We start from the raw sequence: 19,704 nt of genomic DNA, 5'->3' as shown, positions 1-19,704 counted from the left end.
CGCGGCGCGATCCGGGAGCGCCCGGAATCCTGCCGTCACGCTCCCCAGAATCGGCTCGCGGCTTTCGCGATGACGGCTGCGGGCCTGCTTATTCCCACTCGATGGTGCCCGGGGGCTTCGAGGTGATGTCGTAGGTGACCCGGTTGATGCCCTTCACCTCGTTGATGATCCGGGTCGCGACCCGGCCCAGGAAGGCCATGTCGAACGGGTAGAAATCGGCGGTCATGCCGTCCACCGACGTGACGGCGCGCAGCGCGCAGACATGATCGTAGGTGCGGCCGTCGCCCATCACGCCGACGGTCTTCACCGGCAGGATCACCGCGAAGGCCTGCCAGATCGTGTCGTAGAGGCCGGCCTGCCGGATCTCGTCGAGGTAGATCGCGTCGGCCTTGCGCAGGGCCTCCAGCTTCTCGGCGGTGATCGTGCCGGGGCAGCGGATCGCCAGGCCCGGGCCCGGGAACGGGTGGCGGCCGACGAAGCCCTCGGGCAGGCCGAGTTCCTTGCCGAGGATCCGGACCTCGTCCTTGAACAGCTCGCGGAGCGGCTCCACGAGCTTCATGTCCATGCGCTCGGGCAGGCCGCCGACATTGTGGTGGCTCTTGATGGTCACGGACGGGCCGCCCGTGAAAGACACGCTCTCGATCACGTCCGGATACAGCGTGCCCTGCGCCAGGAACTTCGCCCCGCCGATCTTCTTCGATTCGGCCTCGAACACGTCGATGAACAGGCGGCCAATGGTCTTGCGCTTGACCTCGGGATCCGAGACGCCCTCGAGGGCCGCGAGGAACATCCCCGACGCCTCAACGTGGACCAGCGGGATGTTGTAGTGGTCGCGGAACAGGGCCACGACCTGTTCGGCCTCGCCCAGGCGCAGGAGGCCGTGATCGACGAACACGCAGGTCAGCTGGTCGCCGATCGCCTCGTGGATCAGCACGGCCGCCACGGCGGAATCGACGCCGCCCGACAGGCCGCAGATCACCTTCTCGGAGCCGACCTGCTCGCGGATCTTGGCGATGGCCTCCTCGCGATAGGCGCCCATGGTCCAGTCGCCCGAGCAGCCGGCCACGTCGCGCACGAAGTTGCGGATCAGCAGGGCGCCGTGGGGGGTGTGTGCCACTTCCGGGTGAAATTGCACCGCGTAGTAGTTGCGGGCCTCGTCGGCCACCGCCGCGAAGGGCGCGTTCTTGGAGATCGCCACGGTGGTGAAGCCGTCCGGCAGCTTGGTGACGCGGTCACCGTGGCTCATCCAGACCGGGTACTTCTCGCCCTTGTGCCAGACGCCCTTGAACAGGGGGCAATCGGCCAGGATCTCGACCTCGGCCCGGCCGAACTCCGCGTGGTGTCCCCCCTCGACGGCGCCGCCGAGCTGGGCCGCCATGGTCTGCTGGCCGTAGCAGATGCCGAAGACCGGGACGCCCGAATCGAACACGAGCTGGGGCGCGCGGGGCGAGGCCTCGACGGTTACCGATTCGGGGCCGCCGGAGAGGATCACGCCCTTGGGCTTCTGCTCGCGAAACGCGGCCTCGGCCTTCGTGAAGGGCACGATCTCGCAGTAGACGCCCTCCTCCCGCACCCGGCGGGCGATGAGCTGGGTCACCTGAGAGCCGAAATCGACGATCAGGATCTTGTCGTGGTCGGTGTTCATCGCGGGCGATTATCCGAAGGCCGGGGCGGGTGCAACGCACAAGTCCGGGTTGTCCGGTCTTCCGACGCGCTGACGCCGACGGAATGCCGGATTCCGCCCGTCGATCATACGCTCTTGCATCGTCCCGGGGCCACGCGGCGCGACCCGGGACCCGAATCGGCCGATCCGGTCAGGCGCGCGACGTGGTCTCGGCTGGCCCGACGCGTCGGCTCTCAGTCGAAGTTGCGGACCTTGGCCGATCCGCCGAGGCTGATCGCGGGCTTCGCGGCGGCGCCGGCGAGGCTCACCTTCTTCTGGCCGGGCGGAGTCTTGGCGCGCAGCTGCGGGGCCGGCTCGGGCGCCGGCCGCGACGGCTTCAGGTGCGCCTGTCCGTGGATCACCGAGCCGATCTCGCCCGCCACGCGGATGAGGTCGTCGCGCTCGCAGGAGCGGGCGACCTTCAGCCCGAGCTTGTGCATGTGGCTCTTGCCGTAGAGGTAGGTGGCCAGCTGCGCGCGCTTCAGCGGCGGGATCTGCTCCAGGATCAGCGGCAGGTCGAAATCGTCGGCCCGGTAGACGGAGCCCAGGACCTCGAGGGTTACCGGGCAATCGACTTCGGGCTCGGCGCCGCTGGTCGGATGCGCTTGCGTCATGGATGCCTCTCGGAGGTCGATGGATCTGGATGCGGGTCGGATGCCCCGGAGCCGGGGTCCAGTTCAACCCCTATCGGAACGGTGAGGTTCGCAATCCGGTCCTCCGTCGGCGCCGGAGCCGGGCTCGGGGCCGGGACGGTCTCGGGTTTCCAGGCACCGAGGCAGCCGGTGCAGACGGATTCGATCACCGCACGGGCATGGGCCTGCCGGCGCGCCCAGAGCATCTCCCGGGCCACGCGCGCGGCCTCGGCGTCCGGAAGGGGGCGGATGCGGATGTAGAGCGGCTCCTGCGCGGCGACTGGAGCCGGCGTCACGGCGAGGAGCCCGAGCACGGCCATCGCGGGCTCGGCGGTGCGCCACCAGCGCCGCGGCGCCGACCATGCGGGTCCCGCCATGTCTCTCTCCCGCCCGGACCGAGCGCGATACGTCGCCCGTCAGGGTAAACCGCCTCTTAACGGACCGCCGCCGCCGCGCGGAACTTCACACGGCCATGCCGGTAGAACCAGAGGGGGCCGAGCGGGAGATGGCTTGATGCCTCAGATGTTCGACTGGATCTTCTTCGCGATCATGCTGCCGTTCCCGGCCTACCTGGTCTGGGACTTCATGCGGCACCGGTAGGCCGGCCCGCGTCGCTCACCGGCCGGGCGAGGCCGCCCCGCGACCGAACGGCATGGGCCGCGCAGACTCACCGACCGGCTCCGCCGCCTGCTCGTCCCGGCGCCGGTCCTGTGCGCGCCCGAGCCAGAGGCTGTTCACGAGCCACGCCACCGAGAGCGGGATCGCGGCGCCCGCCACGCCGGCGCTGCCGAATCCGACGCCCTGGATGCCCGTGAACGACCATGCGCCGACTTGGTCGCCCAGGCGGTAGACCACCGTGTCGATGAAGCTCTTGGCCTTGTAGCGATCTTCCCGCGGGACGACGGTGAACAGCACCTCGCGCACTGGTCGCGCGATGGCGAAGTTGCCGGCCCGGCGCAGGACTTGGAACGCGACGATCACGCCGATCGTGGGCCAGACGGCGAGCGCCGCGAAGCCGAGGATGCTGAAGGCCGGCAGGATCGCCAGCGTCAGGGCGACGCCGATGCGATTCACGATCCGGCCGGTGAGGAACAGCTGGATTCCCAGCGTCAGGACGTTCACCGCGAGGTCGACGCTGGCGAAGAAGGCGGTCTGCGCACCCCGGTCCGGGAAGCTCCGCTTCGCGATGCCCGCCTGCTCGAAATACAGGAAGGTCGAGGTCACCGAGAACAGCAGCAGGAACAGCGAGATGTTGAGCAGGTAGGGGGACGCGAAGGTCCGCGTGACGCCGGCGAGCACGCTGCCGCCGATCGTCCGATCCTGCCCGTCATCGGCGCTGCGGTCGCGGCCCGGCACCTCGTGCAGCTGCGTCGACAGGGCCGCGAGACCGCGCATGCAGAATACGGCGATCTCGAGGAGCACCACCGCGCAGAGCATAAGGCCCCAGGTCGGGACGTTCTTGGCGAGGATCGCGGTGGTCGCCGAACCCGCGATGGCGCCGAGGGTCGCGCCGGCCGCGATGAAGCCGAACAGGCGCTTGCCCTGGGCGTTCGAAAACACGTCGACGATCGTCGCCCAGAAGATCGAGACCACGAACAGGTTGAAGATCGACAGCCAGACGAAGAACACCCGGCCAATCCACACGCCCCACTCGGCGGGGGCGAGATAGAGCGTCAGCGCGAAGGCCAGGATGTTGGCCGCGAAGAACCGGTAGGTGATCGGCACGAACCGCGCCCGCGGCATCCGCTTCACCAGGTAGGCGAAGGGCAGGTTGAGGGCGAGCATGCCGACCAGGGTGGCGGTGAACAGCCAGGGCAGGTTTTCGATGCCGCCGGCGACGCCCATCTGATCCCGGATCGGACGCAGGACGTAGTAGGCGGCCAGGATCGAGAAGATGTAGGCCCAGGACCATGCCAGTGCCCGACCCTCGCCGGGCTGAACGTCGATCAGGCGCGCGAGCGTGCCGCGGGCGGGTGCGGGTTCAGACATGGGCCGATCTCACCGGAATGGGCTTTCCCTCGGGCAAGCCTCCCTCACGGAGACTCGGTCCGACCCGTCGCCTCCGCACGGCGTGGCGACGGATCGGATGACGCCCCTACTGCGCCAGTCCGAGTTTCTGGCGCATCTCCGACGCGGTCACGTCGTGACCGAAGCCCTGGGAGCCCATGGCGAACTTGTCGGCTTCCTTGAGCGGACCGACCACCACCGGATCGAAGCCGGCGTCGCGGACGAGGCCCTCGGCGACCTTCAGAGCCTCCGGGTCATCCCCGGCGATCGGGATCGCCATCCGTCCGCCTGCGCGACCCTTGCCGCCATCGGCGCCTTCCTTGGCGAAGACCTTGTAGTTGGCCGCATTGAAGGCGCGCACGAGTTTGGCGCCGGGAAAGTACTTGGCCGAGGTGGCGCCGATCCCGCTGGCCTGGACCTCGTCGTAGAGCGCGCCGTCGCGCTTCTGCGTGGCGTTGCCGGCGTCGAGGACGACCTTGCCGTTGAGAGCCGGGCCGATCTCCTTCGCGAGATCCGGATAGGCCTTGTAGGGGACGGCGATGAACACGGCATCGCCGAACTTGATCGCCTCCTCGGGCGTGCCGGCCTTGGCGTTCGGTCCCAGCTCCGAGACCATCGCCGCCAGCTGCTCCGGGTGGCGGGAGGCGAACATCACCTCGTGGCCGTCCTTGACCCAGAGCGTCCCGATCGTACCGCCGATATTTCCGGCCCCGATGACGCCGATCCGGATCTTTTTCGGGCCGTCCTGGGCCAGCGCGGGCATGGCCGCGGCGACGGCGAGTCCGGCCGCGAGGGCGAGCGCCGCGCGGCGCGAGGTGAGATCAGACCGCATCGATGAACATCTCCATCTGCTTGCGCTGCGCCGCATCCGGGAGCTTGCCCCGCGCGGCGCCGAGGTTGTCCTCGACATAGGCGGCCTTCGCCATGCCGGGGATCGGGCAGGTCACGGCCGGATTGCCGAGCACGTATTTCAGGAAGACCTGCGGCCAGCTCGCGCAGCCGAGGTCCTTGGCGAAAGCCGGCAGTTCCTTGCCCTGGACCGCCTTGAACAGGCGGTCGCGGCCGAACGGCACGTTGGTCATCACCGCCACGCCGCGGTCCGCGGCGAGCGGGATCACGCGCTCGGCGGCGGCACGGTTGTCGATGGCGTAGTTCACCTGGATGAAGTCGAGCGTCTCGCGCTTCATGACGGCTTCGAGCGCGTCGAGCTGGTTGTCGCGCCAGACCGTGACGCCGACATAGCGGATGCGTTTGCGATCCTTCAGATCCCGCAGAATCGCCAGATTCTCGGTCACGTCGATCAGATTGTGGACCGCCACGAGATCGAGTGTATCGACCTTCATCCGCTTGAGCGACCGCTCGAACTCCGCCAGCGTCGCATCGCGGCCGGTCGTGTCGACCTTGCTGGCGAGGAAGATTTTCTGGCGCAGGCCGGGCTCCGCCAGGATCAATCCGAGGACGTCCTCGGCGGTCCCGTAGCTCGGGGCCGTGTCGATCACCGAGCCGCCGAGGGCGACGAAGGTCTTCACCGCCTCCTTCAGCGGCGCCACCGCGTCGGGCGTCGGCTCGACCTCGTAGCGTCGGGACGTGCCGATCCCGATGGCCGGAAGCATCTCGCCGGTGGAGGGGATCGGGCGGCGGATCAGCGGCTCCGCCGCGGTGGCGAATCGCCCTGCGAGCGGGGCGAGGGCCGCTGCGGCGATGACGGCGCGACGGGATACGGGCATGGCCGGCCTCGGACGAAATCACGACCCATCGGAAGATAGGGCGGCTTCGGCCTGTGTGCATTCATAATTCTCACGCTTGCGTGAGCACGACGCAACGGCCGGCCCCGGGCAGAAGGCTAATCCTCCTCGGGCGGATCCTCGAACTCCGCACCCTCGGTGTCGGGGGCTATGCGGAACCGATATTCGTCGATCGTCAGAAACGCCCGGTGGGCCGCCTGCGGGTCGATCCCGTCGCGGACCACGAGGGTCTGGAAGTCGATGAAGAGGCGGGCGATGCGCGCCTCTTCCGACAGGGCGGCTAGGGCGGACGAGCTGGCGCCGGCGCGCATCATGTAGCGCTTCGCCTCGCCCGCCGTGTCGGGTGCGGGCAGGACGACGACCTGCCCGGCGGTTTCCGGCTTCAGCTCTGCCCAACGCAGGGGCGTCCAGGCGATGATGGCGTCGATCTGCTTCATCGAAAGCTCCGGCAGGAGGATGGGATCCGCCTACCGGGCGCGATCGGGAACGTCGAGGCTCTCGCCGTTCCGGATCAGGGCGCGCGCTCCAGCTGGCCGCGGATCTCACCCTTCGGGTTCGCGGCGGTGTGAAGGTTGAAGTAGATGCGGCCCGCAGCGAGATCGGCGGCCTTCGCGTCGTCGAGGATCGCCTCGCCGGAGAAGGGACTGCTCGCTGCCGTCACCGGAACCAGCACGCCGGCATTCTCACCGGCCTTGGCCGGACCATGGAAATGGGCGGCCGTGACCGGGCCGGTCAGACCGCTGTATCGTCCCGACCAGCTGAGGCGCTTGGCGGCAGGATCGAAGGTCGCGGTGATCTCGCCCGTGCCGGCGCCTGTGGTCGCCGGGACCTCGCTGCTGCCGGTGAGGGCCGCGCGATAGGTGGCGTCGTTGCCCGCCGCGATGGCCGGGCCGGCGAGGAGCGGCACGCCCAGCACGAGAAGGGCGGCGAGGCTGGTGTTCCAACGATGGTTCGTGCGCGCTGTCATCGAACGCTCCGCGATGTGACGGGCCTTCAGGCGGCCCGTGTGTCAACCTAGCGGGCTTAGACGGACCGCACATGGCCGCCGCATCGGCGACGGTCGACTTCCGGTGACAGCCGGGCTGTCCCGTCCGCGATCGGCGGGACATGGATCGAGCCCGATCCGGACGCGCGCTTTGCGCACCCAAAACCGTTGACAGCGAGCGCCCGCTCTTCCTATACCGCGGCCACTGCACGCATCGTCCTCGCGGACGGTCGTGCCGCGTGGCGGGGTAGCTCAGCTGGTTAGAGCAGAGGAATCATAATCCTTGTGTCGGGGGTTCAAATCCCTCCCTCGCTACCACTGATTTTATTGAGCTTTTCGGCGCCACGGACGATCCGACCTGTAAACTCGTATCGGATTGGTACCGATGTCGCCTGTGTGCATAGACCGCTTCAGGTCCATTGCTCTAAAATGGCGCTTTCGTTCTTTCAGCTCAAGCGATCAACGACCGGCAACCGCGCCGATGGTGGTGGCACGTCGGCCACCGGTCCTGCGCCAGCAAGGGAGTCGCATCGGCATCTTTTTGTAGTTGCATCTTCCAAGCTGGAACGAGGGTTCGACTTCCTCCGTCTCCGCCAGCATGACTCGACATCATCTAAGTCGCTGCGGTTGCTGGATTTTGCGAAAGTTAGATTCGCGGTTTGACCCCGATTTGTCCCCCCACGGCGGCACCGGCTCCAGCTTCTGAAGGTACACCGGTCTCGCGCCGCCAAGCGCCGCGACACAACTGATTCGCTCGAGATAAAGGAACAGTGGTTCCTTCAACCCGGCCTGAGCCAGGCGGCCGGAAGGAACCGTGCGGCGTGACCGGCAACGGCGACGATCTGGGCCGTCGCACCGTGGAAGGTGTCGCCATCGACGACGGGTCCTGTAGGCGGCATTCTCCTCCCATCCAAAGGTCGGAGGTGAGAGGTGTCCGATCGCAAGTCGGCGGACGTCCTATCGTCGCCTCCCACCGCCTCTCCGGAAGCGTGCTCCCGCGTGGCTTGCATCAGAGCTCGCCGAGTCGGGGGCAGCGGCTCATCATCGGCACCTGCGGAGGACGACGGAAATCGGGTGACGGGCACCTCGAGGGAGATGACCTTCCCTCTCTCTTGCGGAACTGTTCCTCAAGGTACGAAATGGACATCGCCTCGAAGCAAGCCGCGCATGCGGCGCCTGGCCAGTATAATGGCTTCGCGCTTCAGCCGGTGCGCTTCTGCCATCACCTTCTGACGGCTCCGCCGGGAGCGCTCGTCCCGCTCGAGCACCGGGACGATGTCGCCGTTCACTACCCGGACGGCTCCGTACTGCTTGAGCAATGCAAGAGCGGGCCCAGGCAGAATCCGGTGCCCGACAGGACGGCCGATCTCTGGAAGACCTTCGCATTGGCTTGGAGGGTGCCGGCGCGGCAGCATCGACGTCTTGAAGGCGCGGTTCAGCCTCTACGTGGTGCCGACGCGGACAGGAAAGTTGGTCCAGGCGCTTCACGAAGCCCGCAGCGAAGACGAGGTGGCTTCGGTCGACGCGAAGGTCGGAAGACTGGTCTAGAATACCGCGACATCCGCCGCGTGCGCATCGCATCTGAAAAGATATCTAGCCGCGGACAAGGACCTTCGAGCATGCGTGATTGCTCGGTTCCGTCTGGAGAACGGCGACCACTCTCCCGTTTCGCCTTTGCTGAAACTCATCGAGGTGACGGTTCCGCCGGAACTCGCGTTGGCCATAGCCAAAAGCGCCATCGGCATCGCGAAGGAATGGGCCGACGAATTGATCCGCGAAGGCAGGCCGGCGATCATCGAAGGAGATGCCTAAAAGCGGCAGTTCCGTTCCTTCGTCCGAAGGCTCAACCTGCCGGAGCTTCTGATCTCCCTGGCTCCCAAGCCCGTGCCGGGCGACATAGAAGCCCTGTTAGCCGTGCGACCTACGTTCGTCCGCTAGCTCGAGACCATCGAGGCGGGGCTGGACGAAACGTCCTGTGCGGTGAGCGACTACCTGCGAACGTCGGCGGACAAGACGATGTGGGCGGAGCAAGGCCTCCTCTATGTCCTGGAGCAGGCCAGGCACGAGCGCCGCCCCTCCGCTGGTAGTGGCCTCGTCTGCCACTCCGACCGCAGCTCGCACTACGTCAGCATCCGCTACACTGAGCGCCTTACTGAGGCCGGCGACCGAGATGGGCGTGAAGCCGAACGTCCGGTTCTGCGCGCGATGGCGATTTGGCATGACGTAGTCTGGCCGATATCGGCTGGTCCGCTCCGGAGGAGACACGCCGCGAAAGCAGACCCGATCTATCCGGCCGTAAGCCGGATCCCGAACGCCGCCCCCGTCGTGGCTGGCCGGTTCACGGGGCCGGGTTCGCCCCGGGCCCGGCGCAAGTGAAGCATGGGCCGCCGCATAGGCCGCTACGACTCGCAGGCCGCCGGACCCGCCCAGCTGCCCGCGCTAGCCCCTCTCCACCATGACGACGATGTACACGCAGGGGACAGACCCCTCGTTACACAGACGGTAAGACGACTCGATCATGAAGGAGAGGGTGTCCCCGGATGAGATTTTGTACTCTCGGTCATCTATCAGGGCGGTCAATTCGCCTTCCTGCATCAGGATATGTTTCTCGACCGCGGTCGGATAGACGGGCAGAAGCCCGGATGATTGGCCGGGCGGAATGCAGTGCTTGACGATCTCGGCGCCCCCACCCTCGCGCAGGGGCGACAGCACCGTCCGCTCGAAGCCGCTCTGCGGATCGCGGAACGTGACTTGGTCCGCGCTCCGGTTCGACGCGACCCCGGTCGCCGCCGGCTCGACGCCGAGCAGGGCCGACATCGAAACGTTCAACCCTCGCGCGATGCGCACGATGATCGGCAGGGTCGGCGACTTTTCGCTCCGCTCGATCGCGGAGAGGAAGGCCCGGCTCACCTGAGAGCGCCCGGACAACTCGTTGAGCGTCAAGCCTCGCTTCTTGCGCAGGTCACGGACGCGCCCGCCGAGATTTTTCGAGACCGTTTCGCCCAGTCGCCCCTGCGACTCAGCGTCCCTGTCGTGCTCGCTGCTCTCGTCGCCGAGCGGTGATGGACCGATGTCGGCCGTCAAAGCACGATCACGATCGGGCGAGGTCTTCATCGGAGGCGAGCCACATCCCAGGATCCCGGCAGCACGGGCCGCCATACAGGGCTTTACACCGGCGATCCAAGCGTCGTCGAAAAGATGAGCCCGCGGGCCGTTCCATCATCCCCTATCAATCCAGTGAATTCTTCTATAGAAGAAAAATGTGATCGCGAATCACCAATTCCGGCCGTGAATGCGCGGGCGGGGTGAACAAGGCCGAGACGGCCGATCGGGAAGGAAGCGCCTAGAATGCCCCCTGGATCCGTAGATCCGGGGCCGTGCGGTGCTGGCGCGAGACTCTTCGCCCGAACGTCGTCCGAAGCCTGGCCTCACCCAGACCGACTCCGCCCCGGAGTTTGAGCACTCGACGGCCGAACCTCCTTGTTCGGATGTCGAACTTCAGAACAGGACGGGCGGCCTCACCGTGCTGTCCTCAGCGTCCGGGGGGATGTGAGATGGCGACAGCCGCTGTGTTGGGTCGTGCCGCGAGCATGACGGCCAAGGAGAAGCGCGTCATCGTGGCCGCTTCACTCGGCACGGTGTTCGAGTTCTACGATTTCTTCCTGATCGGGCTGCTGGCCTCTGAGATCGCCAAAGCCTTCTTCTCCGGGGTGAACCCGACAGCGGGCTTCATCTTCACACTTCTGGGATTCGCCGCGGGCTTCCTGCTGCGCCCGTTCGGCGCCGTCGTGTTCGGCCGCCTCGGCGACCTCGTCGGCCGGAAATACACCTTCCTCGTCACCATCCTGCTGATGGGCCTCTCGACCTTCGTGGTCGGCCTCGTGCCGACCTACGCGACCATCGGCATCACGGCGCCGATCGCCTTCATCACCCTGCGCATGATCCAGGGGCTGGCCCTTGGCGGCGAGTTCGGCGGCGCCATCATCTACGTGGCCGAGCACGCCCCGGCCGACCGTCGTGCGGCCTGGAACGGCTACGTGGTCCTGACCGCGGCGCTCGGCTTCCTGCTGGCCGTCGGGGTGATCATCCCGCTCCGCCTCAGCCTCGGGGCAGGTCCGTTCACGGATTGGGGCTGGCGCATCCCATTCCTGGTCTCGGTGATCCTGCTGGCCATCTCGGTCTGGATCCGGCTGATGCTCGACGAGAGCCCGGAGTTCCGGCGCATGAAGGCGGAGGGCAAGGGCTCGAAGGCCCCCGTGGCCGAGGCCTTCGGCCAGTGGCGCAACCTGCGCCTGATCCTCATCGCGGCCCTGTGCATCGTCCCCGGCCAGGCGGTGGTCTGGTACACGGGCCAGTTCTACTCGTTCTTCTTCCTGACCAAGGTCCTCAAGGTCGAGGGGCTGACCGCCAACCTGCTCCTGATCATCGCCACCGCGCTCTCGGCGCCGCTCTACGTGGTGTTCGGCGCCCTGGCCGACCGCATCGGCCGCAAGCCGGTGTTCCTGATGGGTTTCGTCCTGGCGGCGGTGCTGACCCTGCCGATCTTCCACGCCCTGACCACCTACGCGAACCCGGCGCTGGCGCGGGCGCAGGAGAATGCGCCGATCACCGTGGTGGCCGATCCCGCCGAGTGCGCGGTGCAGTTCAACCCGGTCGGGACCGCCACGTTCACGTCGTCCTGCGACGTGGTGACGGACGCGGTCGCCAAGCTCGGCCTCAGCTACGACCGGCGCAGCGGCACGGGTCCGGCGACGGTGCAGGTCGGCTCCGCGCGCGTGGCCGGCTACGCGGGCGACACGCCCGATGCGGCTACCCAGAGGGCGCGGTTCGAGCGCGAGCTGAAGGCCGCGCTGGCCGCCGCCGGCTACCCGCTCGGCGACGCGGACCCGAACGCCATCAACAAGCCGATGATCGTGCTGCTGCTGTTCGTCCTCCTGAGCTTCGGCACCATGACCTTCTCGGCCTCCACCACCGCGTTGCTGGAGATGTTCCCCTCGCGCATCCGCTACACGGCGATGTCGTTCCCCTACAATCTCAGCTCAGCGTGGTTCGGGGGGTTCCTGCCGGCCACCGCCTTCTCGATCGTGGCGGCCACCGGCAACGTCTATTCCGGCCTCTACTACCCGATCGGCGTCGCCGTCGCCGCGGCAATCCTCAGCCTCCTGTTCGCGCGCGAGACGCGCGGGACGGACATCTCCCGGGCCTGACCCAATCCGCGCCCTGACGCCGGATGCCACAGCGGAGCGTGCCATGAGCCTGACCTACTTCATGCCGACCCGGGTCGTCTGGGGTCCCGGTTCCCTCGACGGCGTCGGGCCGGCGACCCACGGCCTGGGATGTCGCAACGTTCTGGTCGTCACCGATCCGGTGATCGGCAAGCAAGCCTTCTTCGCCCGCGTCCTCGACAGCCTGAGAGCGGCGGGGCTCGAGACCGCGCTGTTCGACGCCTGCGGGATCGACGCGCGGCTCGCGCACATCGACGAACAGGCGGCCCGCTGCCGCGCGGAGCGGATCGACGGCATCGTCTGCGTCGGCGGCGGCTCGGTGATGTGCACCGGCAAGGGCGTGGCGATCGTCGCGGCCAACGGCACCACCCTGCGCGATCACCTGGGCGCCGGGAATTTCGACCGGCCGGCGCTGCCGATGGTCATGGTGCCGACCACGGCGGGTTCGGGGTCGGAGGTTTCGCAGTTCACCATCGTCAAGGACGAGGAACGGCACCTGAAGCTCCTCGCCGGCGGGCCGCTGAGCTTCCCGGCGGTCGCCGTCCTCGATCCCGCGGTGCTTGCGACGCTGCCGCGGAGCGCGGCGGTCCTGCCCGCGGTCGACGCGCTGACGCACGCGATCGAGGCCTACCTGTCGGATCTCGCCTCGCCGCTCACCGACGCGCTGGCGCTGGAATCGGCCCGCTTGCAGGCCGCCTCGATGCGCGCCTCGATCCTCGACGGCGACGAGGCCGCGCGGGCCGACAACCTGCTCGCCTCGGCCATGTCCAACATCGCCTGCGGCAACGCCCGGCTCAGCCACGCGCACGCCCTGTCGTTGCCCCTCGAAGGCCATCTCGACCTCGCGCACCCGCTCGGCGTCGGGACGCTCGTGCCCTGGACCATGGCCCACAACGCAGCGGCGGTGCCCGCCAAGGGCCGACGGCTGGCCGAGGCCCTCGGGGCCGACGTCGCCGGCCTCACCGACGCGCAGGCCATTGAGGCCGGCGTCGCGGCCCTGTTCCGCCTCTACGACGACATCGGCTTCGCCCGCCATCTGACGCCGGATCACCTGCCGCCGGAGCGCTGCGCCGAGATGGCCCGCCTCGCGGTTCCGGGCCTCTACGCGCCGCAGACGCCGCCGCACATCGACGAGGATACCCACATCGTCGCGCCGGCGGCCCGGCCGATGACCGTCGCGCAGGCGACTCGGATCTACGAGCGCTGCCTCGGCCGCTGAGGCCCAGGGGACGCGCGGGAACCAGACACAGATCAGGAGATCAGGGATGGACGAGTCCTCGACCCCCGGCCAGCCGGGTTCAAGCGCCGCGTCGGAGCGCGGGCCGGAGGCCGGCGTGCGCGACCTGGACATGTATATCGACGGCGACTGGCGTGCCTCGGCCACCGGGCGATGGATTGAGACCAAGGATCCCTACACCAACCGGGTCTGGGCGCGGATCCCCGAGGCCGGCGCCGCGGACGTCGACGCGGCCGTCCGCGCGGCGCACGCCGCGTTCTCCGACGGTCCGTGGGCGCGCATGACCGCCAGCGACCGCGGGCTGCTGCTCCACCGTCTCGGCGACGTGATCGCCGCGAACGCGCAGGAGCTGGCCGATCTGGAGGTCCGCGACAACGGCAAGCTCATGGTCGAGATGCTCGGCCAGATGAAGTACCTGCCGCGCTGGTTCCAATACTACGGCGGTCTCGCCGACAAGATCGAGGGCTCGGTGCCGCCGACCGACAAGGTCGGCATGTTCAACTACGTCGTACACGAGCCGATCGGCGTGGTCGGAGCGATCACGCCGTGGAACTCGCCACTCCTGCTGACGGTGTGGAAGCTCGCACCGGCGCTCGCGGCGGGCAACACCGTGGTCGTCAAGCCCTCCGAGTTCGCCTCGGCCTCCATGCTCGGGCTGGCGCGGCTGTTCGAGGAAGCGGGCTTCCCGAAGGGTGTCGTCAACGTGGTGACCGGCTACGGGGCCGAGGCCGGCCGCGCGCTGGTCGAGCACCCGCTCGTGGAGCGCATCGCCTTCACGGGCTCCGACCTCGGCGGTGCCAAAATCTCGGAGGCCGCGGGCCGCCAGTTCAAGCGCGTGTCGCTGGAACTCGGGGGCAAGTCCCCGCACATCGTATTCGCGGACGCCGACATCGACGCGGCGGTCAAGGGCGTCATCTCCGGCATCTTCGCCGCCGCCGGCCAGACCTGCATGGCGGGTTCGCGGCTGCTGCTGCACGCCTCGATCCACGACGCCTTCGTCGAGAAGCTCGTGGCGCGCATGCGGGAGGCCCGGCTCGGCGATCCCCGCGCGGCCGATACCGATGTCGGCCCGATCGCCACCGAGCCGCAACTCGCGAAGGTTCTGGACTACATCGAGATCGCCAAGGCTGAGGGCGCCCGCTGCGTGCTCGGCGGCAAGCGGGCGAGCGATCCCCGGCTCGGCGAGGGCTGGTTCGTCGAGCCGACGATCTTCACGGGCGTGACCAACCAGATGCGGATCGCCCGCGAGGAGGTGTTCGGCCCGTTGCTATCGATCATGACGTTCGAGACCGACGATGAAGCCGTGGCGATCGCCAACGACACGCCCTACGGCCTCGCCGCCGGGTTCTGGACGACGGATCTCGGACGGGCCCTGAACCTGCCCAGGCGCCTGCGTGCGGGCACCGTCTGGGTGAACGCCTACCGTGTGGTCAGCTACCTCGCGCCCTTCGGCGGGTTCAAGAGCTCCGGCATCGGTCGGGAGAACGGGCTCGCGGCGATCCACGAGTACCTTGAGACAAAGAGCGTCTTTATCAATCCAAAATCGTCCATCACGAACCCGTTCACTCTGCAATAAGGTAACTAGAGGTACGGCGCGCCGGTCCAAGCTGGAAAATACTGCAAGACCTGGCGCCTGGACGCGACGACAAGACGGGAGCCCGGGCCAGCGCCCGGCAGCCCGCGACACGGATCACGAGGGAGGCCCCCGATGGCGTTGAACCTGACGCAGAAGCTCGTCCAGTCCCACCTCGCCGAGGGCGACCTCACCCCGGGCGGCGAGATCGCTCTCAGGATCGACCAAACCCTCCTGCAGGACGTGCTCGGCGGCCTCGTCATGCTTGAGCTGGAGGCGATGGGCGTCGAGCGCGTCAAGGTCGGTCTCGCGGCGCAATACATCGACCACAACCTTGTCCAGAACGACCAGCTCAACGCGGATGAGCACATGTTCCTGCGCTCGGCCTGCCGCCGATTCGGGGTCTGGTACTCGCGGCCGGGCAACGGCATCAGCCATCCGGTCCACATGCAGAGCTTCGGCAAGCCCGGCCAGACGCTGGTCGGCTCCGACAGCCACACCCCCGCGGCCGGCTCGCTCGGCATGCTGGCTTTCGGGGCGGGCGGCGTCGAGGTGGCGCTCGCCATGGCGGGCGAGCCGCTGCAGCTGCGCATGCCCCGGGTCTGGGGCGTGAAGCTGACCGGGTCGCTGCCCGACTGGGTGAGCGCCAAGGACGTGATCCTGACGCTGCTCGGCCGCCACGGGGTCGAGGGCGGGTTCGGCCGGATCATCGAGTATTACGGGCCGGGCCTGGAGGGCCTGACCGCCATGGACCGGCACGTCATCGCCAACATGGGCGCCGAGATGGGCGCCACCACGAGCGTGTTCCCCTCCGATGCGTCGACGAAGGCCTTCCTCGACGGTGTCGGGCGCGGCGGCGACTGGACGCCGCTCGCGGCCGACGCGGGCTGCGCTTACGACGACCACGAGGAGGTCGACCTGTCCTCCCTCGTACCGATGATCGCCAAGCCGTCGAGCCCCGGCAACGTCGTGCCCGTCTCGGAGGTCGCCGGCACCGAGATCTACCAGGCTTACATCGGCTCCTCGGCCAATCCGGGCTTCCGCGACTTCGCCGTGGCGGCCGCCATCGTGAGGGGCCGCACCGCCCACGATCGGGTGTCCTTCGACATCAACCCCTCGACCCGGGTCGTGCTGGAGTCCCTGATCCGGGACGGCCAGCTCTCCGACCTTATCCACGCCGGCGCTCGGGTCCATCAGGCCGGCTGCAACGGCTGCATCGGCATGGGCCAGGCCCCCGCCTCAGGGCGCAACTCCCTGCGGACGGTGCCGCGCAACTTCCCCGGCCGCTCCGGCACCCGGGAGGACAGCGTGTTCCTGTGCTCCCCGGAGACGGCTGCGGCCTCGGCGCTCACCGGCATCATCACCGATCCGCGCACCCTCGACATGCCCTACCCGCGGATCGTGCCGCCCGCGATGGTGCCGGCCAACACCACGATGCTGGTGGCGCCCTTGGCCGAGGCGGAGGCCCGGGCGGTGCGGCTGGAGAAATCCGAAAACATCACGACGCTGCCCGACCTCGGCAAGCTCGGGCCCGACATCCGCGTGCCGGTGATGCTGAAGACCGGCGACGACATCTCCACCGACGACATCATGCCGGCGGGCACCCGGGTGATGCCCTATTGGTCGAACATCCCGAAGACGAGCGAGTTCACCTTCGAGCCGATCGACGACACCTACCCGAAGCGGGCGAAGCAAGGCGGCAAGGAGCGCGCCGGCCACGCCATCGTCGGCGGCCTGAATTACGGCCAGGGCTCGAGCCGCGAGAACGCCGCGCTCGCCCCGCGCTATCTCGGGCTGGAGGTCGTGCTGGCCAAGAGCTTCGCCCGGATCCACTGGCAGAACCTCGTAAATTTCGGCGTCCTGCCGCTGACCTTCCAGGACTTGGCCGACTACGACCGGCTGGAGATGGGCGACACGGTGGAGATCACCGGCGTCGCCGACGCGCTGGCGGCGGGCCGGGAGATCACCGCGACCGTCCGGGGCGGCAAGGCGACGATCCGGCTGCGGCACGACCTGTCGCCGCGCCAGATCGAGATCCTGCTCGCGGGCGGCGTGATCAACTGGCTGCGCGGGCGCATCCAGCCCGAACCCGCCCGCACCGTCGCCTGAGAACTGTTGACCAGGCCGGCGAGCGGCACCTGTGAGGCGCGCGCCGCACACGTTGGCTCCCGGCCCGGGTCGGGTGCCGCCGGCCGGTCGCCCCAGAACCCGAGATCGAACACGTCTATCGGTGACAGGCTTCACCGTCACGAAAAGATGGAGGACTCAGCATGATCGTCACACGCCGCAACCTGCTCGGATCGGCGGCGATCGGCGCCGGCCTGATCACCAGCCCGGCCGTGCTGCGGGCACAGGCGCCGAAGGTGCTGCGCATCTCGCACCAGTTTCCGGGCGGCACTCTGGAGTCCGGTGACGCCCGCGACCGCATCTGCCGCCGCTTCGGCCATGAGCTCGAGAAGCGCACCGGCGGCAGCCTGACGGTACAGGTCTATCCGGGTTCCTCGCTGGTGAAGACGCTCGCGCAGTTCAGCGCGGTGCGCAAAGGGGCCGTCGACCTGAGCCTCGTGCCGCTCTCCTACGCGGGCGGCGAGCTGCCGGAGGCCAACATCGCCCTGATGCCGGCCCTGGTGACGAACTACGATCAGGCCGCCCGGTGGCGCACCGCCCCGGTCGGAGAGCGGCTCGCCAAAACGCTCAACGACAAGGGCGTGATGATCGTGACCTGGGTCTGGCAATCGGGAGCGGTCGCCTCGCGCGTCCACCCGATCCTCGTGCCCTCCGACGTGAAGGGCGTAAAGATCCGCGGCGGCGGCCGCGAGATGGACCTCGTGTTCCAGGCCTCCGGCGCCATCGTCTCCACCATGCCGTCGAGCGAGATGTATATCGGCATGCAGACCGGTGCGCTGGAGGCGGCGGTGAGCGCCTCCACGAGCCTGATCTCGTTCCGTCTCGACGAGCTGACCAAGAACCTCACCGCCGGCCGGGGGCGCTCCTTCTGGTTCATCCTGGAGCCGCTGATCATCTCCAAGGCAACGTTCGAGGCGCTGACGCCGGAGCAGCAGAGGGCTGTTCAGGAGATCGGCCAGGAGCTGGAGGTCTTCTCCTTCGCGGCCGCCAAGGCCGATGACGAGGAGATCACCAAGATCTACGCCGCCCGCGGTGCCAAGATCCACGAACTCACGGCCGATCACATTCAGACATGGCGTGAGGCGGCCCGCGACACGGCCTGGAAGGATTTCGCCGGCAAGAACGCCTCGTGCGCCGAGCTGCTCAGGCTCGCGGAGCAGGTGCAGTGAGGTGCGCCCGGATGCGGCTCCGCCTCCTGCGGAACGCATAAGCGATATCCGACGCTCGCCGAGATGTCTGCCGGGATCTGCGAGCGCGGCATCGACCCCCTGAATGCCGACGCGCGTCGAGACCGAAGGGATGCCTCCGAAGCCCTCCGCGGCGGCCCCCAGCGCGGTCGTCAAGCCGCATGTCCGCTCAAGCCGCAGGTCAGCTTTCGAGATGTCCGCGTTTCGACCCAGAGACCGGTTTGGGCGCAATGCCGAATGTCTGGTCCTGCGTGCGCTGACGATCCGGCGTGACGCAGTCTGGCCGTAGAACGAACCCGCTGCGCGGGAGGGTGCGTGTGGTGAGGGCGCGGTAGGGTCGGGACCGTCGCGCATCGTTTGAGGCCCGTCGGAGGCGGGTCGAGCATCGAGGCTCCTTCATCCGAGGAGCCCCACGATGCACGATCTTCTCCCCGCCAGCGCGGTCAGCCCCCTGCGCCAGCGCCTGATCGACGACATGAGCCTGCGCCGGTTCTCGCACGAGACCCAGCGCAACTACATCCGCGACGTCGGCCGCCTCGCCACCTTCCTCGGGCGCCGGCCCGACACGGCCACCGCGCAGGACCTGCGCCGCTTCCAGGTCGAGCAGCGCGAGGCCGGCGTGCCGGTGCCGACCCTCAACGCCATCGTCTCGGCATTGCGCTTCTTCTTCACCCACACCCTCGACCGGCCCGACCTCGCGCGCCAGCTCGTCCGGCTCGCCTATCCGCGCACGCTGCCGGTGGTGCTCAGCCGCGACGAGGTCACCCGGCTGCTCGACGCCACCACCTGCCTCAAGCATCAGGCTGCTCTGTCGGTGGCCTATGGCGCCGGCCTGCGCGTGGCCGAGGTCGCAGCGCTCAAAGTCATCGACATCGACAGCGCGCGCATGCTCATCCGGGTCGAGCGCGGCAAGGGCGGACGATACCGCAACGCGCTGCTCCCGGCGGACCTGCTCACCCTGCTGCGCCAGTGGTGGAAGGTCGGACGCCAGCAGGGCGTCATGCAGCGTGACGGCTGGCTGTTCCCGGGCCAGCATCCGATGAAGCCGATCAGCACCCGCCACCTCCACCGCATCGTGGTCGAGGCGGCCCGGGCGGCCGATATCGCCAAGCGGGTCGGCCCGCACACCCTGCGCCACAGCTTCGCCACCCACCTCTTGGAGGACGGCATCGACATCCGGGTGATCCAGGTCTTGCTCGGGCACGCCAAGCTGGAGAACACGGCGTTCTACACCAAGGTCGCCACCCGCACGGTACGCACCGTGACCAGTCCGCTGGACAAGCTGGGTCTGTTCAAGACGGGAGAGATCGCGCCCGGCTGAGA

17 protein-coding genes, 1 tRNA gene and 1 pseudogene are annotated in these 19,704 nt (G+C 68.3%); 9 read left to right on the top strand and 10 right to left on the bottom strand.

The window, feature by feature from the left end; all coding sequences use genetic code 11:
* Positions 1 to 88 precede the first annotated feature (88 nt).
* The 8 genes from guaA to P9K36_RS03580 all read right to left on the bottom strand — a co-directional run bounded on the left by guaA (position 89) and on the right by P9K36_RS03580 (position 7,014).
* Positions 89 to 1,645 carry a glutamine-hydrolyzing GMP synthase gene (guaA, locus tag P9K36_RS03615; RefSeq protein WP_111474239.1) on the bottom strand — a complete coding sequence of 519 codons (1,557 nt, stop codon included), beginning with the start codon at positions 1,643 to 1,645 and terminating at the stop codon, positions 89 to 91.
* A 212-nt stretch (positions 1,646 to 1,857) separates the two neighbouring features.
* On the bottom strand, positions 1,858 to 2,277 hold the full coding sequence (locus tag P9K36_RS03610) for a hypothetical protein (RefSeq protein ID WP_043352116.1): 420 nt from the start codon (positions 2,275 to 2,277) through the stop codon (positions 1,858 to 1,860).
* Positions 2,274 to 2,672 (bottom strand): hypothetical protein, encoded by a 399-nt coding sequence (locus P9K36_RS03605; protein ID WP_075381816.1) that lies wholly within the window; start codon positions 2,670 to 2,672, stop codon positions 2,274 to 2,276. The genes P9K36_RS03610 and P9K36_RS03605 overlap by 4 nt, the downstream gene beginning before the upstream one ends.
* A 238-nt stretch (positions 2,673 to 2,910) precedes the next feature.
* Complete coding sequence (locus tag P9K36_RS03600; protein ID WP_111474240.1) at positions 2,911 to 4,284, bottom strand: MFS transporter; 1,374 nt, start codon at positions 4,282 to 4,284, stop codon at positions 2,911 to 2,913.
* A 106-nt stretch (positions 4,285 to 4,390) separates the two neighbouring features.
* Complete coding sequence (locus P9K36_RS03595) at positions 4,391 to 5,134, bottom strand: NADPH-dependent F420 reductase (RefSeq protein WP_043755549.1); 744 nt, start codon at positions 5,132 to 5,134, stop codon at positions 4,391 to 4,393.
* Positions 5,124 to 6,029 carry an aldo/keto reductase gene (locus tag P9K36_RS03590; protein WP_111474241.1) on the bottom strand — a complete coding sequence of 302 codons (906 nt, stop codon included), beginning with the start codon at positions 6,027 to 6,029 and terminating at the stop codon, positions 5,124 to 5,126. The genes P9K36_RS03595 and P9K36_RS03590 overlap by 11 nt, the downstream gene beginning before the upstream one ends.
* A gap of 116 nt (positions 6,030 to 6,145) precedes the next feature.
* On the bottom strand, positions 6,146 to 6,484 hold the full coding sequence (locus P9K36_RS03585; protein WP_043348958.1) for a hypothetical protein: 339 nt from the start codon (positions 6,482 to 6,484) through the stop codon (positions 6,146 to 6,148).
* 74 nt (positions 6,485 to 6,558) lie between these two features.
* Positions 6,559 to 7,014: a CHRD domain-containing protein gene (locus tag P9K36_RS03580; protein WP_043383623.1), complete on the bottom strand. Its 456-nt coding sequence runs from the start codon at positions 7,012 to 7,014 to the stop codon at positions 6,559 to 6,561.
* Positions 7,015 to 7,273: 259 nt separating this feature from the next.
* Here P9K36_RS03580 and P9K36_RS03575 point away from each other — a divergent pair.
* Positions 7,274 to 7,350, top strand: a tRNA-Met gene (locus tag P9K36_RS03575).
* Positions 7,351 to 8,159: 809 nt separating this feature from the next.
* Here the strand turns inward: P9K36_RS03575 and P9K36_RS03570 are convergent.
* Positions 8,160 to 8,321 (bottom strand): hypothetical protein, encoded by a 162-nt coding sequence (locus P9K36_RS03570; RefSeq protein ID WP_158498437.1) that lies wholly within the window; start codon positions 8,319 to 8,321, stop codon positions 8,160 to 8,162.
* A gap of 334 nt (positions 8,322 to 8,655) precedes the next feature.
* Between P9K36_RS03570 and P9K36_RS03565 the strand changes: the two genes are divergently transcribed.
* Both P9K36_RS03565 and P9K36_RS03560 read left to right on the top strand, forming a co-directional pair.
* Positions 8,656 to 8,844: a hypothetical protein gene (locus tag P9K36_RS03565; RefSeq protein WP_124263038.1), complete on the top strand. Its 189-nt coding sequence runs from the start codon at positions 8,656 to 8,658 to the stop codon at positions 8,842 to 8,844.
* A gap of 222 nt (positions 8,845 to 9,066) precedes the next feature.
* Positions 9,067 to 9,195: pseudogene (locus tag P9K36_RS03560) on the top strand (IS3 family transposase); the annotation flags it as partial.
* Between the two features lie 276 nt (positions 9,196 to 9,471).
* Here P9K36_RS03560 and P9K36_RS03555 read toward each other — a convergent pair.
* Positions 9,472 to 10,146, bottom strand: a complete 675-nt coding sequence (locus P9K36_RS03555; RefSeq protein ID WP_278306567.1) for an XRE family transcriptional regulator — start codon at positions 10,144 to 10,146, stop codon at positions 9,472 to 9,474.
* Between the two features lie 440 nt (positions 10,147 to 10,586).
* On the opposite strand from P9K36_RS03555, the gene P9K36_RS03550 reads away from it, so the two are divergent.
* The 6 genes from P9K36_RS03550 to P9K36_RS03525 all read left to right on the top strand — a co-directional run bounded on the left by P9K36_RS03550 (position 10,587) and on the right by P9K36_RS03525 (position 19,702).
* Positions 10,587 to 12,239: an MFS transporter gene (locus tag P9K36_RS03550; RefSeq protein ID WP_278306566.1), complete on the top strand. Its 1,653-nt coding sequence runs from the start codon at positions 10,587 to 10,589 to the stop codon at positions 12,237 to 12,239.
* Between the two features lie 43 nt (positions 12,240 to 12,282).
* Positions 12,283 to 13,476 (top strand): iron-containing alcohol dehydrogenase, encoded by a 1,194-nt coding sequence (locus P9K36_RS03545; RefSeq protein WP_043384646.1) that lies wholly within the window; start codon positions 12,283 to 12,285, stop codon positions 13,474 to 13,476.
* 130 nt (positions 13,477 to 13,606) lie between these two features.
* A complete protein-coding gene (locus P9K36_RS03540; protein WP_278307257.1) occupies positions 13,607 to 15,070 on the top strand; it encodes an aldehyde dehydrogenase in 1,464 nt (487 codons plus the stop codon).
* Between the two features lie 132 nt (positions 15,071 to 15,202).
* Positions 15,203 to 17,176, top strand: coding sequence for an aconitate hydratase (locus P9K36_RS03535; RefSeq protein WP_111474245.1), 1,974 nt, complete (start codon positions 15,203 to 15,205; stop codon positions 17,174 to 17,176).
* Between the two features lie 161 nt (positions 17,177 to 17,337).
* Positions 17,338 to 18,363: a TRAP transporter substrate-binding protein DctP gene (gene dctP, locus P9K36_RS03530; protein ID WP_111474246.1), complete on the top strand. Its 1,026-nt coding sequence runs from the start codon at positions 17,338 to 17,340 to the stop codon at positions 18,361 to 18,363.
* A 433-nt stretch (positions 18,364 to 18,796) separates the two neighbouring features.
* The gene (locus P9K36_RS03525) at positions 18,797 to 19,702 is read left to right on the top strand and encodes a tyrosine-type recombinase/integrase (RefSeq protein WP_179696864.1); all 906 of its coding nucleotides are present in this window, start codon (positions 18,797 to 18,799) and stop codon (positions 19,700 to 19,702) included.
* The last annotated feature ends 2 nt before the right edge of the window (positions 19,703 to 19,704 follow it).

The organism is Methylobacterium sp. 391_Methyba4 (assembly GCF_029691625.1).
Lineage (GTDB): Bacteria > Pseudomonadota > Alphaproteobacteria > Rhizobiales > Beijerinckiaceae > Methylobacterium > Methylobacterium fujisawaense.
The sequence above is the reverse complement of the archived record's forward strand: the minus strand, read 5'-3'. Positions and strand labels throughout refer to the sequence as shown.